Annotated in this window: 6 protein-coding genes; all 6 read left to right on the forward strand. The window is 65.5% G+C overall.

Annotated features, from left to right (window positions below):
• The first annotated feature begins 7 nt into the window (after nt 1-7).
• Complete coding sequence (locus H6P80_RS10460; RefSeq protein ID WP_185801330.1) at nt 8-8,227, forward strand: hypothetical protein; 8,220 nt, start codon at nt 8-10, stop codon at nt 8,225-8,227.
• Nucleotides 8,228-8,303: 76 nt separating this feature from the next.
• Nucleotides 8,304-9,776 carry a cysteine--tRNA ligase gene (gene cysS / locus H6P80_RS10465; protein WP_185801331.1) on the forward strand — a complete coding sequence of 491 codons (1,473 nt, stop codon included), beginning with the start codon at nt 8,304-8,306 and terminating at the stop codon, nt 9,774-9,776.
• The gene (locus H6P80_RS10470) at nt 9,773-10,723 is read left to right on the forward strand and encodes a D-2-hydroxyacid dehydrogenase (RefSeq protein WP_185801332.1); all 951 of its coding nucleotides are present in this window, start codon (nt 9,773-9,775) and stop codon (nt 10,721-10,723) included. The genes cysS and H6P80_RS10470 overlap by 4 nt, the downstream gene beginning before the upstream one ends.
• A gap of 67 nt (nt 10,724-10,790) precedes the next feature.
• Nucleotides 10,791-12,440 carry an acetolactate synthase large subunit gene (locus tag H6P80_RS10475; RefSeq protein ID WP_185801333.1) on the forward strand — a complete coding sequence of 550 codons (1,650 nt, stop codon included), beginning with the start codon at nt 10,791-10,793 and terminating at the stop codon, nt 12,438-12,440.
• A 134-nt stretch (nt 12,441-12,574) separates the two neighbouring features.
• Nucleotides 12,575-13,969, forward strand: coding sequence for a multiheme c-type cytochrome (locus tag H6P80_RS10480; protein ID WP_185801334.1), 1,395 nt, complete (start codon nt 12,575-12,577; stop codon nt 13,967-13,969).
• On the forward strand, nt 13,969-15,954 hold the full coding sequence (locus tag H6P80_RS10485; RefSeq protein ID WP_185802098.1) for a heme-binding protein: 1,986 nt from the start codon (nt 13,969-13,971) through the stop codon (nt 15,952-15,954). Before H6P80_RS10480 ends, H6P80_RS10485 begins: the two co-directional genes overlap by 1 nt.
• Nucleotides 15,955-15,956: the final 2 nt, after the last annotated feature.

Below are 15,956 nucleotides of genomic sequence, written 5' to 3' on the forward strand. Positions count from 1 at the left end.
ATATGTTATGACCGGTAAGCCCGCACGCCGTACCAAGAGCCTGTTCCGTTGCAGCTGCGCGGCAACCGTGCTGGTTGCCGCCCTCGCCACCCAGCCGGTGCTGGCGCAACCGGTGCCCGGCATGATCGTCGAGAATATTCCGCACATTCCCGGCAACATGATCGTTGCCAACCAGCCGCAGGCGCCGGCGGGATCGGGCGGCATCCCTCAACCGCATTCCATCCCGGTGAGCAGCGCGCCCAGCTTTACGCTCGGCAGCGGAACCTACACGCCCGGCGCGACGACCGACATCGTCACCGTCACGTCGAGCGAAGCGATTATCGACTGGAACCTGAACGGTGCGCTCAACCCCGCCGGCGAAGCTTTCTTCCTTCAGGACGGCGAGCGGCTGGCGTTCAACGGCGGCAGCCACCAGACGGTCCTCAACCGGATAAACCATATCTCCGGCAGCCCGGTAATCCGGATCGACGGCGATATCGTCGGATCGCCGGCGCTTTGGTTCTACACGCCGGGCGGCTTCGTCATCGGGCCCCGGGGTTCGTTCGACGTCGGCAGCCTCGTCCTCACCTCTTTGCCGATCGATACCGACGGCGATACCACCCTGTTCGGCCCGGGCGGAGAGATCCGCTTCGGCCAGGCTTCGATCGCCGGCTCCTCGATCGTCATCGAAGAAAACAGGGGCCTGCCCAGCCCCAATATCGATGCCTCGAACAATGGCAGCTACGTCGCGCTGGTCGCGCCGCGGATCGAGCAGCACGGCGTCGTCAACGTCAATGGTTCGGTCGCCTATGTCGCGGCCGAACAAGCCGATATCATGATCAACAACGGCCTTTTCGATATCAACGTCACCGTCGGCACGACCGATGCGAACGGGGTCGTCCACACAGGCTTCACCATCGGGCCGGCGAGCAGCCCGACCCCGGCACAGGACGGCGAGCCCGGCGAAGAGCCGATCCCGGCCAATCCCGACGCCCAGGCGATCTATTTCGTCGCGGTTCCGAAGAACGACGCGATCACCATGCTCGTCCGCGGCGATATCGGCTATGATGCCGCCGCCAGCGCCGATATCCAGAACGGCAACATCATCCTCAGCTCCGGCTACAATGTCTCGGTCGGGGGAACGGACGAGGCGCCGATTCCGGTCGTCGCTTCCAGCCCGGTCAACGAGATCCCGGTCAACATCGCGCTCGGAAGCGTCGAGTTCACGTCGGACATGACCGTTTTCGCGAGCGGCACGATCGATGCGCTCGGCGCGAACACCAATTCCATCAGGAGCAACTACGATCTGACGCTGATCGCGGGGCAACAGATCGATTTCGGCGGCACGAACGGCGGCCGCGTCGATGTCGACGGCAATGTTACCCTTCGCGCCGGAACGGCGACGCAGGGCGGCATCATCAATGTCGGCATCGATACCGGCTATGTCGGCAGCGAAACCCGCGGCGAGATTGCCATCGGCGGCAATTTCACGGTCGATGTCGGCGCCTACGGCACCCAGGGCATCGGAATAAGCGGCCAGGACGCGCAAGGCGGCACGCTGACCATCAACGTCCTGGATGGCGGCATTCTGAGCGTCGGCGGCACGGCGATCTTCCTTGCCGATGCGATCGCCGGCGAAGGTAGCGATACGGCCGGGACGGCCCGGGCCGGTACTGTCACGCTCAACCTCGACGGCGCCAATTCGGAAGGCGAAGCCAGCCTGATCGACGTCGGCGGCCTGGTGCTGGGCGCGTCGGCCCAAGGCCAGGCGAACCATACGATATTCAATCCACCGGCCGAGGGCGGCGACAGTTTCGGCGGAACGGTGACGCTGAACGTGACCGGCGGAACGATAGACGCCGGATTTATCGGCCTGTTCGCCGATGCCTTTGCCGCGCCGGGAACCAACGGAAGCCCGGTCAGCAACGATGCTACCGCGGGCACGGTCAATGCCACTTTTTCCGCCGGTTCGCACGATATCGGCGATTTCACGATGAGCGCGCTGGCCGGCCATGGCGACGCGATCGACGCGAGCGGCACCCCGACCGACGGGCTTGCCAATGGCGGCACCATAAACCTTCTCGTGACCGGACCGACCTTGGTTTCCGTCGGCGACACGGTGTTCATGGACGCCAGCACCGACGGCGTCACGACCGGCGCAAATGCGGCGAATATCGTTGTCGATATCGCCAACGGGGCTTCGCTCGACACGGATCGCCTGGCGATCCGGGCAACCGCCCGCGACGGCAACGAGGTCGTCATCAACCAGGCAGGCAATGCGACGATCACCGTGGACGGGACAGATAGCGTCCTCAACACCAATTCGATCGACGTCTATGCCTATTCGCGCACCTCCTATGGCGGCACCGGCACCGGCGGCGACAAACAGGGCGGCAATGTCGCGATCTACGCCCAGAATGGCGGCGCGATCTATGGCGGCTTTATCGGCGTTTCCGTCGATGCGGCGGCGGCCAATGACGCCGGCGGTATTGCGCAGGGCGGCTCCATCCTGATTTCGGTCGACACCAACAGCGTGATCGACTTCGGCTCGGGGTTGAACGGCTTTGCCTTTCTCAGCGCCGATGGCCGCGGCAATTCCATTCCCGGTGCCAATGGCGGCCCGACCGGCTTTGGCGGTAACATCGAGTTCCGCATCGACGGCGGCTTTCTGGGATTTGGCCGCGTATTTGCGGACGCCGACGGGGCTATCAATTTCGATGGCGAAGGCGGCGGCACCTTCCCGGAAGGCATCGGCGGCAGCGCCGTCGGCGGTACGTTCACGCTGAACATTCTCGGCGGCACGTTCGACGCCAACCTTCTCGACGTTTCGGCCGACGGTTTCGGCGGCAGGGGCGGCGCAATCCGCGATATCGTGCAGAATGGCGAAATCGTAGCGCTTTCCGGATTCGGCCGCCCGAGGCCGGGCCTGGTGACGGCCTTCGGCCTCGCACCCTCGGCGCTGCCGCCCGACCCCGCGGCCGATGGCGGCACGGGAATGGGCGGGACCGTCGTCTTCAACCTCAACGGCGGCAATGCCACCGTGACCAACCTCACCGTTTCCGCCGACGGCTTTGGCGGCGACGGCTCGTACGGCTCGGTCGGCGTTTCCGGATCGGGTTCGGGCGGCGCGGGTATCGGCGGCACTGCCACGTTCAATGCGATCACCGGCACCCTCACGGTCACCAACCAGCTTACCGTGGCGGCCAACGGCACGGGCGGCGACGGCGGCTTCGGGCGCGGCGTCGACGGCGGCCATGCCGGAGACGGCACCGGCGGCACCGCCACCTTCAATTTCGACGGCACCTCGACCATCTCCGCGGGCACCGTGCTCGTCCAGGCCGACGGTGCGGGCGGAGATGCAGCGGATTCCGATCAGGGATTCGGCGGCGAACCCGCCGGCCGCGGCGGCGATGGCGGCACCGGCACCGGCGGTACCGCGATTTTCAACAATACGGCCGGCACGATCAGCTTTACCTCGCTCACCGTCCAGGCGCTCGGCACCGGCAGCGACGGCGCCGACAGCAGGGCTTCGTCGCCGGGCATCGCCGACGATTTCGGCGGGAATGGCGGCGACGGCATCGGCGGTATCGCGACGATCAACCTCAACCAGCCGGATCTTTCCACCCCCGACTATACCGTATCGGCGAACGCTACGGGCGGTACCGGCGGCCAGGGCATTACCGGCGGCAATGGCGGCAACGCCACGGCCGGCACGGCGACGATCAACGTCAACAACGTGGCGGCGGATCTCAATTCCTCGACGATCACCGCCGTGGCGACCGGCGGCGACGGCGGCACGCCCAACGCCATCACTGGAAATGGCGGTAGCGGCGGCACCGCAACCGGTGGAACCGCGCGGCTCGAAGTCATCGGCGCCAATGGCGATGTGGATATCAGCGGCGGCGGCTTCGTGATCGATTCCAGCGGCTATGGCGGGGACGGCACGAACGGATATTACCAGTTCGGCGGCGGGATCGACGGCGGCGACGGCGGCGATGGCGGCTCCGGCACCGGCGGTGTGTCCGAAATCATCGCTCGGACCGGCGGCACGATCACCATCGGCACGTCTTCCGCCTTCTACTTTTCGAGCACCGGGGTCGGCGGCGATGGCGGATCGGGCGCCAACTCCTACGACAGTGCCTCGGGCGACGGCGGCGACGGCGGCTCGGGCACCGGCGGCACCGCGCGCTTCCTCGCCCAGGGCGGCGAGATCACAACCAACGATGTGAACATCCTGGTGACCGGCAGCGCGGGCGCCGCGGGGAGCGGGGGCGTTTACGGTGCTTTCGGCACCAATGGCTTCGACGGCACCGAAGGCACCGGCACCGGCGGCACCGGCATCGTGGAGGTGCAGGAAGGCAGCCCCGGCATCATCACCATGGGCGCCGTCCTCATCCAGGCGGACGGGCTCGATTCGATCGGCGCGGTCTCGCCCTATGCCTATGGCGGCACCGTCATCATTGCCGACACCTCGACCGACCCGCTGGGCCTTATCAGCTTCGATTCGCTCGATATCAGCGCCAATGTGGTTCCCGGCACGCCGGGCAGCGGCGTCTTCATCAGTTCGAACAGCGGCGCGATCAGCGTCACCAACGACGCCACGATCAGCGCCGGCGACAATGTCGAGTTCGCCTTCGAGGATGACGGCCAGTTCGTCGTGGGCGGGGCGCTCAGCGTCTCGAGCCTTTCCTCGATCCTCGTTTCGCATACCAACCGCACGCCGGGCGTCGATTCGATCAGCGTGAACGGCGATGCCGACTTCGCCGCCGGGGGCGATTTCAACGCCATGGCCGGATCGCGCATCGTCAGCGATACGACGCAGATTTCGGTACGGGCCGAAGGCAACGCGTCCGCCGACAATCTCCAGGCGTTCGGCTTCATCGATTTTTCGGCTGGGATGGACGCGCTGATCAACGACGCCGCGGTCGTCGGACCGCCGATCACCGTCAATATTGGCCTGACGAGCATCGTCGTTTCCGGCATCAATATCGAAGCCGGTTCGGATAACGATCCGACCTTCGAACGATTCGACCCCAATTACAGCGCCACGATCACCGGCGACGTCACCTCGACCGGCGTCATTACCGTTTCTTCGGGCGGCAGCGCGCTGTTCATGGCCGGATCGAACACGATCGCCGACGACCGGCTGACGGTGCGGACCGGCGACGATATCGTCATCGGTGCGGGGGCCACGGTCGCCGCGAGCGCCAATCCCTTCGTCGCGCCCAATCCTGCCTCGCCCTTCACCGATCTCACCAACCTGTCCCTGCTCGCCGGAGACATCGGCACGGCGGGCCAACTGCTCTCGCCGGCGCTGACGCCGATCGCGTCGATCGTTTCGGCGGGAACCATCGATTCCAATAACAGCGCCGTCATCATGACGGCGCAGGCGATCGACGGCGTCGGCGGCGCGATCATGGGCAGCTCGCTCAGCGTCGATATAAACAACGCGCCGCCCAACGGCGTCGCGCAATCCGACGATAACGGCCTGCTGCGCGCGGCCTGTGTCGAGGGCAATGCCTGCCTGGGAAGCCTGTTCGCCGACAATATCGTCGCGATCGGGCAGACCGGCGTGCCGATTGCGCTTATCCTCGATGGCGGCGCCGTCGCCGCCAACGATGTGCTGATCACGACGCGGTCGGGCATGATCATCGGCATCGACGGTGTCGCGTCCAGTTTCTCGGCCAGCAACCAGATGCTGATCGAGAGCCAGGAAGGCGATATCGACCTGCGCGACGCCGCGCTGGACAGCGGTACGCTACAGATCGTCGCCGCCGGAAGCCTGCTCGGCACCGGTTCGATTACCAGCGCAGGCGATGTCGGGATTACGGTGGGCGGAGACCTGTTCGCCGCGAGTATCGACGCGGGCGGCGAGTTGACCCAAGCCGCGGATATCGGCGGCCCGCTGGAGGGGCAATATGTCGTGCCCGGCACCATCAATGTCGGATTCCTCAGCGTGGGCACCGGCAATGTCGATATCGTTGCGGGCCAGGATATCGTGCTCGGCGATGTCAGCGTGCCGGGCAGCGACATCATCCTGTCGGCGACTGATTACGCCTATCTCGGCGGCACATCGGGCGCCGCCAATATCGCGATCGACGCCACGACCATCGAGATCGGCGGTATCTCTGCCGGCAATGCGATCGACCTGTTTGCCAGCAGCGATGTCTTTGGCGGTGCGGCAAGTGCGGGCGGCGATATCACCATCGATGGCCCGGCAGGCGTCGACCTGTTTGCGCTGGATGCGGGCAACACGATCAACGTCCAGGCGAGCGGCGGGGCGGCGCGTGTCGATACCGCGAACAGCGGCGGCGACACGACGATCGTCGGCCAGCAGGTCGCGCTCAACAACGGCGCCATCGGCGGCAACCTGACCCTGACGGCGACCGACGGCGATATCGACGGCAACGGCACCATTGTCGTGGGCGGCGCCATCGATCTCGACGCGAGCGGCGCCATCGGCTTCGGCTCGCTCGAAGCTCAGGGCGGCGATTTCACCGCCGATGCCGGCGACGACATCGCCTTTACCAGCGCCACCGCCTCGAACGACATCCTCTTCGACGGTGCGTCGATCACCGGCGGCACGATGGATGCCGGCGGCATGGTCGATGCGCGCGGCGCGGGCGGCATCGTCCTCGATATTCTCGCTGCCGGCGGCGATGCCGAATTGCGGTCCGACACCGGCGCGGTGGTCGTGACGACGGATATCACGGTCGCCGGCCAGGTTCTCGCCAGCGGCGGCGCCGTTTCGCTCAATTCTCTCGGCGATCTCACCGTGTCCGATGCACGCGCGACCAATGGCGATGTCGATATCGTCACCGTCGGCGATCTGTTCGTCGGCTCTTCGCAGTCGATCGGCGATATCAACCTCACCAGCACGGGCGGCGCCGTGACCGTAGGCTCGCTCGAAGCGGGCGTCGCCACCGTCATGCAGGCGGGCGGGCAACCGCAGCCGGGCAATCTCGTTCCGCTCGGCACGGTCGTCGGTTCGCCCGGCCCCGGCGACATCACGATCACGGCGGCGACCGATGCGGTCATCCTCGACGACGTCTTCGCACCGAACCTGTTGCTGATCGATGCCGGCGGCCTGATCGACATCCAGGCGCTGGCCTATGCCCTGTCGATCAACACCAGCAGCGCCGATATGGATATCACGCGCGGCGGCCAGCTCGGCACGTCGGATTATACGCAGGACATATTCATCGAGAGCAACGGCACCAACCAGATGGTGCTCGGCGGACCGGCGGCAACCGGAGTGTTCAGCCTCGACAATGACGAGTTCGCGCTGATCTTCTCGGGCGGAGACCTGACCTTGTTCGCGGTCGATACCGGATCGGCTGCGCCCTCGATGATCGTGCGCGGGCTGACCGCGTTCGTCGCCAGTGGCGCGGGCGGCCCGCAGGACGGCAATATCGGCATGACCGGCACCCTGCTGCTCGCCAGCGAAGGCCAGCTGCGCGTCAATGGCGAACTGTCGCTTGCCGATGCGACGTCCACCAATGTGCTCGCCCTGCTTTCCGACACGGGCATCCGCGTCGATGCCTCGACCGCCAATATCTCGGTGCTCAACGACGATGGCGGCCTGGGCGGCCTGCTGACGCTCACCGCGCCCTCCGTTGTCGTCGCGACCGACGCGGCCGTCGCCGACATCGCCGGTGCGACGGCCAGCGCCATCGATTTGCGCCTCGCCAACAGCGACGGCATCAATCGCGACGACGGATTCATCCAGGCGGGCGGCATGGTGATCACCGCTGCGACCGGCGCGTTCATCCAGAACAGCGTGCCGGGAACAGACTTCGCGGACCGCCGCGGCTTCGTGGTCGGCGATGGCGGTATCGCGATCAACGCGGCGCAAGGCGCCAATCTCGCCATTGTCGTCAACGGCGTGCAGCGCGGCACGAGCGGCACCATCACCGGCATCGACCTGATCCCTGCAACCGCGATCGCCGGGGCCTTCGACCCGACCTCCACGATCAACGGCTGCCTGATCGTCAATCCGGCAAGCTGCGGTCTCGTCCCGACGCCCACCACGCCCGATCCGCGTTTCGACGTTCCCGTACAGGATCTGATCGAAGAGGATGTCGAGGAGAAGGACGAGGACGGCCTGGAGGGCATGCCGGTCAGCCCGCTGATCGAAACCGTGGAGATCTTCCCGAACCGCGAAGGCCCGATCATCGACGATCCGGTGACCGGCGCAGGCAATGACGACCTTTGGCTGCAGACATCGGCAGGCGGTGACCAGGACTAGGCCCACCGCCGTCCCGGCGCGCATTTGCACGCGAAAGATTTGACGTGACGCGCTGCGCCCGTCATCCGTCGCGATCATGACCGAGACGCGCCCCGCCCCGCTGACGCTTTTCAACAGCCTCACCCGGCAAGCGGAGGCGTTCGCGCCCGCCCATCCGGGCGAAGCCCGCGTCTATAGCTGCGGGCCGACCGTCTATAATTTCCAGCATATCGGCAATATGCGCGCCTATATCTTCGCCGACACGCTGGGCCGCACGCTAAGCTGGAAAGGCTACAAGCTCACCCATGTCATCAACATCACCGATGTCGGCCATCTGACGTCGGACGCCGATGCCGGCGACGACAAGATGGAGAAAGCGGCGAGCGAGGCCGGCAAGTCAGCTTGGGACATCGCGAAATTCTACACGCAAGCCTATTGGGCGGACGTCGAGCGGCTCAATATCCGCCAGCCCGCAAAATGGTCGATCGCCACCGACCATATCGAGGCGATGATCGATTTCGCGAAAAGCATCGCCGACAAGCATTGCTACCAGCTCGATAGCGGCCTCTATTTCGATACCGCGACCGTCCCGGATTATGGCAGCCTTGCGCGCGCCGCGACCGACGCCAATGATTCCGGGAGCGAAAGCCGGATCGACCCGGTCGAGGGCAAGCGCCACGCCACCGATTTCGCAATCTGGCGCAAGACGCCCGAAGGCGAGACGCGGCAGATGGAATGGGATTCACCCTGGGGCAAGGGCGCGCCGGGCTGGCATCTCGAATGCTCGGTGATGAGCAAGATGTATCTCGGCGAGCATTTCGATATCCACACCGGGGGCATCGACCATCGCGAGATCCACCACCCCAACGAGATCGCGCAGAACCAGGCGCATAGCTGCTCTGCCGATACCGGCGCGAGCATCTGGATGCACAATAATTTCCTCGTCGATCGCGCCAGGGACGGCAACGCGGCCAAGATGAGCAAGTCGGCGGGCGAGTTCCTGACGCTGCAACTGCTGGTCGACAAGGGCGTCCACCCCCTCGCCTATCGCCTGATGTGCCTGCAGGCCCATTATCGCAGCGAGCTGGAATTCAGCTGGGACAATCTGCTCGCGGCGCTCACCCGGCTCAAACGCCTCGTCATGGCGATCGAGCCGCTTCGCGAGAATGGCGACGCCGCCGAACCCGACCATCCCCGCCTCCTCGAATTGCTGGCCGCGTTCGACGAGGCCGTGTCGGACGATCTCAATACGCCCAAGGCGCTGACCACGCTCGACGAGGTGCTGGCCCAGAAAAAGATCGACAGCTCGCAGCGCCTGGCGGCGATCGCGGCGATGGACGAAGTGCTCGGGCTGCAACTCGGCTCGCTGGTCCGCGCAGACCTGCGCGTCCGCCCGGCCGCCGCAACTATCTCCGCGGAAGAAATCGAACGCCATCTCGATCTTCGCCAACAGGCCAAGAGGGACAAGAATTTCCCGGCCGCCGATGCGATCCGCGACATGCTCACCGAACAGGGCGTGGAGATCATGGACGGCGATCCGCTGCGCTGGGAATGGAGGATCGGGGCATGACCACGCCGATCAAGGCCGCATTGTCCGGGCTGGTCCGCCCCCTGATCGAAGACAAGATCCAGGGGCTCGATGTGCATTGGTGGATGTCGCCGGAAGAGGCCGTCGAAGCCGCCAAAGACGCCGAAATCGGCTGGTTCGACATGTACGACAAGGACGCGATGGCGACCGCGATTCGCGCCGGCGAAGGGCTGAAATGGCTCAACACCATCTATGCCGGGCTCGATCACCTGCCGCTCGATACCGTCGTCGAACGCGGGATGGCCTTGACCAACGGCGTCGGCATCAACGCGATTCCCGTCGCCGAATATGCGGTTGCCGGAATGCTGCTGCTCGCGAAACGGCTCGACGAGATCGTCCGCGCGCATGATCGCCACGAATGGCCCGGCGATTCCCCGGGCAAGGCGGAGTTATACGGGTCCAAGGTGCTGATCATCGGCTATGGCGCGATCGGCCAGAGGATCGCGCAAATGCTTTCCGGCTTTGAGGCGGAGGTCACCGCCGTGCGCCGCTCGCCCGATGAAAGCCCGAATGTGCTGGGGCCGGACGAATGGCAATCGCGGCTCAGCGAATTCGACTGGGTCGTTATCGCTGCGCCCGCCACCGGCGAAACCCGGCACCTGATCGGCGCCGAGGAACTCGCCGCGATGAAGCCGACCGCCAATCTCGTGAATATCGCGCGCGGTTCGCTGATCGATCAGGGCGCGCTCAGGGATGCGCTCGAAAAGCGCAGCATCATGGGCGCGTTCCTCGATCCCACCGATCCCGAACCGCTCCCGGCCGACGATCCGCTCTGGGATGCGCCCAATTGCCTGATCACCATGCACATGTCGGGGCGTTCGCAGACCTTGATGTTCCAGCGCGGCGTGCGCCGGTTTCTCGACAATCTGGAACGCTACAAGGCCGGCGAACCGCTGATCGGCGTCGCCGACCCGGCACTCGGCTATTGAGGCGTGACGTGAGGCATTTCCCTGTGTAACGTCCCGAAATTCGGGCGCGAGACAGGGGATTAGCACTATGACGAAAGCTTCGGATCTCTTCATCCAGTGCCTGGAAGAGGAGGGTGTCGAATATGTCTTCGGCGTACCCGGCGAAGAAAATCTCGATTTCCTCGACAGCCTCTCCCGCTCGAAGATCAAGCTTATCCTGACGCGGCACGAACAGGGCGCGGGCTTCATGGCCGCGACCTATGGCCGCCACACGGGCAAGACCGGCGTCTGCCTCGCCACATTGGGCCCCGGCGCGACCAATTTCGTGACTGCCGCCGCCTATGCCCAGCTCGGCGGCATGCCGATGATGATGATCACCGGCCAGAAACCGATCAAGAGTTCGAAACAGGGCCGGTTCCAGATCCTCGACGTCGTCGACATGATGGGGCCGATCACCAAATTCACCCACCAGCTTGCCTCGGGCGACAATATCCCCTCGCGCATCCGTGAAGCCTTCCGGCTGGCCGAGGAAGAAAAGCCCGGCGCGGTCCATCTGGAACTGCCCGAAGATATCGCCGACGAGGAAACCGATTCGACGCCGATCGCGCGCAGCATCTGCCGCCGCCCGGTGGCCGAAGCCAAGGCGATCAACGCCGCGCGCCGCAAGATCGAGGAAGCCAAATCGCCGGTATTGGTCATCGGCGGCGGCGCCAACCGCACGATGACGAGCCGGATGCTTACCCAGTTCGTGGAAAAGACGGGCATCCCCTTCGTCACCACCCAGCTCGGCAAGGGCGTGATCGACGAAACCAGCGACAAATATCTCGGCTGCGCGGCGCTATCGGCGGGCGATTATTGCCACCGCGCCATCGAATCGGCCGACCTGATCGTCAATATCGGCCATGATGTCATTGAAAAACCGCCCTTCTTCATGAAACGCGGCGGCACCGAGGTGATCCATGTCTCGATGAACCGGGCCGAGGTCGATCCGGTCTATTTCCCGCAGATCGAGCTGATCGGCGATATCGCCAACGCGATCTGGCAGATCAAGGAAGACATCCTTCCCCAAGGTCACTGGAATTTCGACAAGATGCTCAAGGCGCACGCCGCGGAAGTGGAACATACGGCCACGCTCGACGACGATATGCGCTTCCCCATCTATCCGCCGCATCTCGTGAAGGCCGTGCGCGAAGCGATGCCGGCCGACGGCATCATCTGCCTGGACAATGGCGTCTACAAGATCTGGTTCGCGCGCAACTATAATGCCCGCCAGCCCAATACCGTGCTGCTGGACAATGCGCTGGCGACGATGGGCGCGGGCCTGCCCTCGGCGATGGGATCGGCGATGGTCTATCCGGACCGCAAGGTGATGGCGATCTGCGGCGATGGCGGTTTCATGATGAACAGCCAGGAGATGGAGACGGCGGTTCGCCTCAAGCTCAACCTCACGGTGCTGATTCTGCGCGACGACAGCTATGGCATGATCCGCTGGAAACAGGCCAATATGGGGTTCGAGGATTACGGCCTCACCTTCGGCAATCCCGATTTCGTGAAATATGCCGAAAGCTACGGTGCCCATGGGCATCGTGTCGAAAGCGCCGACCATCTCGAAGAGCTGCTCGTCACCTGCCGCGACAGCGAGGGCGTGCATCTGATCGACTGTCCGGTCGACTATTCGGACAATGACCGCATCCTCAATCACGAAATCAAGGAATTGAGCGCAAATTTAGCACTTTAGGCGGTTAAGCGGCGTGGTGAACGCTTGCAAGGCAGCGCCAGAACGAACATAAGTTGCGCAATAAAGGGGTCGCAAGAAATTCGGGGGGCGCTTTAGGCGCCCATTATGGTCGGCAACCGCGCCAGGGGAGATTTATGGCGGGGAAAGCGAAGTGGGCGATCGGACTGGCGGCGCTGGCGGCGATTGCCGGCTTTTCCGTGGGTATAGGCCAGGGCGCCGATACGCCCGCGGTCGCCGCGCAGACATCGTCGAACACCCATGTCGGCGTAGCCAGCTGCGGCGGAACCACCTGCCATGGCCGGCAGGAAGCCGATGGCGCGGTCGTGCGGCAGGACGAGCTTATGCGCTGGCAGGAACCCTCCAGCGCCACCGGGTCGCACAGCCGCGCCTTCGCCATACTCACCAATCCCCGGTCTCAGCGGATCGCCAACCGGCTCGGCATCGGCAACGCCTCGAGCGCGCCGATGTGCCTGGGCTGCCATACCGATTACGTTCCCGCCACCCAGCGCGGGCCGCGCTTCCAGATGTCCGAAGGCGTGGGCTGCGAAGCCTGTCATGGCGGCGCGGGCGGCGGCGATCGCGGCTGGCTGGCCAGCCATTATGCGGTCGGCAACACCCATAGCCGCAATGTTTCGCGCGGCCTTTACCCGCTCGACAATGCCCGGGCGCGCGCCTCGCTGTGCCTCAACTGCCATTTCGGCAGCGCCAGCGAAAACCAGTTCGTCAATCACCGGATCATGGCCGCCGGCCATCCCCGCATCGTGTTCGAACTCGATCTCTTTTCCACGCTCCAACAGCATTGGGACGAGGATGGCGATTATGCGCGCCGCAAGGGCCGTACCAACCATGTGCGGATGTGGGCGGTCGGCCAGGCGACGGCGCTCGAACGCTCGCTGACCCTGTTCCAGAACCAGCGGCTGGGCACCGAAGGGCTATTCCCCGAATTCTACTTTTTCGATTGCCACACCTGCCATCGCCGGATCTACGACAACCCCAATGCGCAGCCGACCGGGATGCCGAACCCCGGACGCCCGATCCCGAGCGGCTTCCCGGCCTATCAGGACGAGAATATGATCATGCTGTCGGCCGCCGCGCGCGTCATCGCGCCGGGCGTCGCCGCCGACTTCGATCGCGACAGCCGCGCGTTCCACGGCGCCATGGCACAGGGGCGGAGCGCCGCGCTGGAGGCCGCCGCCCGGCTCCGCGCCAGCGCCGGCCGGCTTGGCGACGCCTTTGCCGGGGCCAGCTTCACCCGCGACCAGAGCTTCGCGATCATCGACGCGGTCGCCAGCGGCGCGATCGCCGAACGCTATACCGACTATGAGGGCAGCGTGCAGGCGGTGATGGCGACCGACACGTTGCTCAACGCGCTCGTCAGCCAGGGCACGGTCAACGAGAGCGCGGTCGGCGGCATCCGCGCCGATATCAACGCGGCCTATGCCGCGGTGCGCGAGCCCAATTCCTACCGGCCCACCGAATTCCGGGCGGCACTCGGCCGCGCGGCCGCTGCGATAAGGCGCCTGAGATGATGCGTTCCGGCAAGATTACCGCGCTGCTAACGGCAAGCGCGCTCGTCCTCGCCTCCTGCGGCGGCGGTGGCAGCGGCGGCACACCCGGCAACACCCAGGGCAATCCCGCACCGCCCCCGCCGCCCCCGCCGCCGGGATCGACCCAGCTCTACGACGTCCCTGCCCAGCGATCCCTCTCGGCCGCGGACGTTCAGCGCGTGATCGCGCAGGCCGCGGGCGAAGCGAGCGCGCGCGGGCTTCCCGTGGTGATCGCGGTCGTCGACCGGGTCGGCAATGTGCTCGCCGTGTACCGGATGAACGGCGCCAACGAGGCGCTAAACATCCCCGCCCCGCCCGGCACCAATTTCGATCTTCAGGGGCTTGCCTTGCCCGCCCCCGCCGCGCGCGCGGGCGCGATCGCCAAGGCGATCACCGGCGCCTATCTCTCTTCGGGCGGCAACGCCTTTTCCACGCGCACGGCGAGCGAGATCGTCCAGCAGCATTTCCCGCCCGCGCCGACCACGGTCGGGCTGGAATCCGGGCCGCTGTTCGGCGTGCAGTTCAGCTCCCTGCCCTGCTCCGACCTCGCCCGCCGCTTCACCGGCGGCATGGGCCCGAGCGCGCTGATCGGGCCCAAGCGCACGCCGCTCGGCCTGTCCGCCGATCCCGGCGGTTTTCCGCTCTACCGTAACGGCGTCGTTGTCGGCGGCGTCGGGGTGATGGGCGACGGCGTTTACGGCTTCGACCCCAACCGGCTCGACAATGACAATGACGACGAGGAGGCGATCGCGCTCGCCGCGACAAACGGCTTCACGCCGCCCGCCTCGATCCGCGCCAACCGCATTCCGGTCGACGGGACGACGCTCAAATATAGCGATGCGTCGACCGGCGATTTCCAGAGCAATCCGGATGCGCCGCCCGCCTTTGGCTCGATCGCGGGTATGCTGGTCGACGTGCCCGGCTATTTCATGGCAGCAGGCGGGATCGTCGCCGGCACCGCCTATGGATCCGAAGCCTCGGGCATCCGCGCCTCGACGGCAGCCGAATTCTCGATCCGCGACGCGTTCGTGCTGTCGAACGGATCGGGCACCAACCGCTTCCCGATCCGCGCCGCGACCGACGGGGCGGACGTCACGCAGCCGCTGACGGCGGCGGAAGTGACGGCGGTGCTCGAAGAGGCCTTTACCGTCATGCAGCGCGCGCGCGCGCAAATCCGCCGCCCGCTCGACAGCCGCGCCCAGGTGACGATTTCGATCGTCGATACCCATGGCGAGGTGCTGGGCATCGTGCGCTCGCCCGACGCGCCGATCTTCGGCACCGATGTGTCGCTGCAAAAGGCGCGCACCGCGACCTTCTTCTCGGGCGCCCAGGCCGGCAACCTGCTGCTCGCCAATACCGATGCCGGCGTTCCGGCCTTCGTGCCCGCGCTGCGCACTTTCCTGAACGATCCCAATGCGCTGACCGGCACCTTCGCCTTTGCCGACCGGTCCGGCGGCAATCTTTCGCGCCCCTATTTCCCGGACGGCGAAGTCGGCCGCCCCAACGGGCCCCTGTCGCGCCCGATCGACAGCTTCAACCCCTTCTCGACCGGCCTGCAATCCAACCTGATCGTCGGCAACATAATCCAGCATGTCGGCTTCATCTTCGGCATGAACCCGGACACGCCGGCGCGCTGCACGGCGATGCCGGATGTCGCGCCGGGCCAGAACCCGCTGGAAAACGGCATCCAGATCTTCCCCGGCTCGGTACCCATCTATCGCGGCAATGTGCTGGTCGGCGGCATCGGCGTGTCGGGCGACGGTATCGACCAGGACGACATGATCAGCTTTCTCGGCGCGCATAATGCGTCGGTACGGACCGGCACCATCAACAATGCCCCGCCGGAAATGCGCGCCGACCGGATCGTCGTGAATGTCGGCGGCAACAATGTGCGGCTGCGCTATGTCAACTGCCCGTTCGCGCCGTTCCTCGACACCGACGAGAACAATGTCTGCCAGGGACTGTAAGC

This window comes from Parasphingopyxis marina (assembly GCF_014237875.1).
GTDB lineage: Bacteria > Pseudomonadota > Alphaproteobacteria > Sphingomonadales > Sphingomonadaceae > Parasphingopyxis > Parasphingopyxis marina.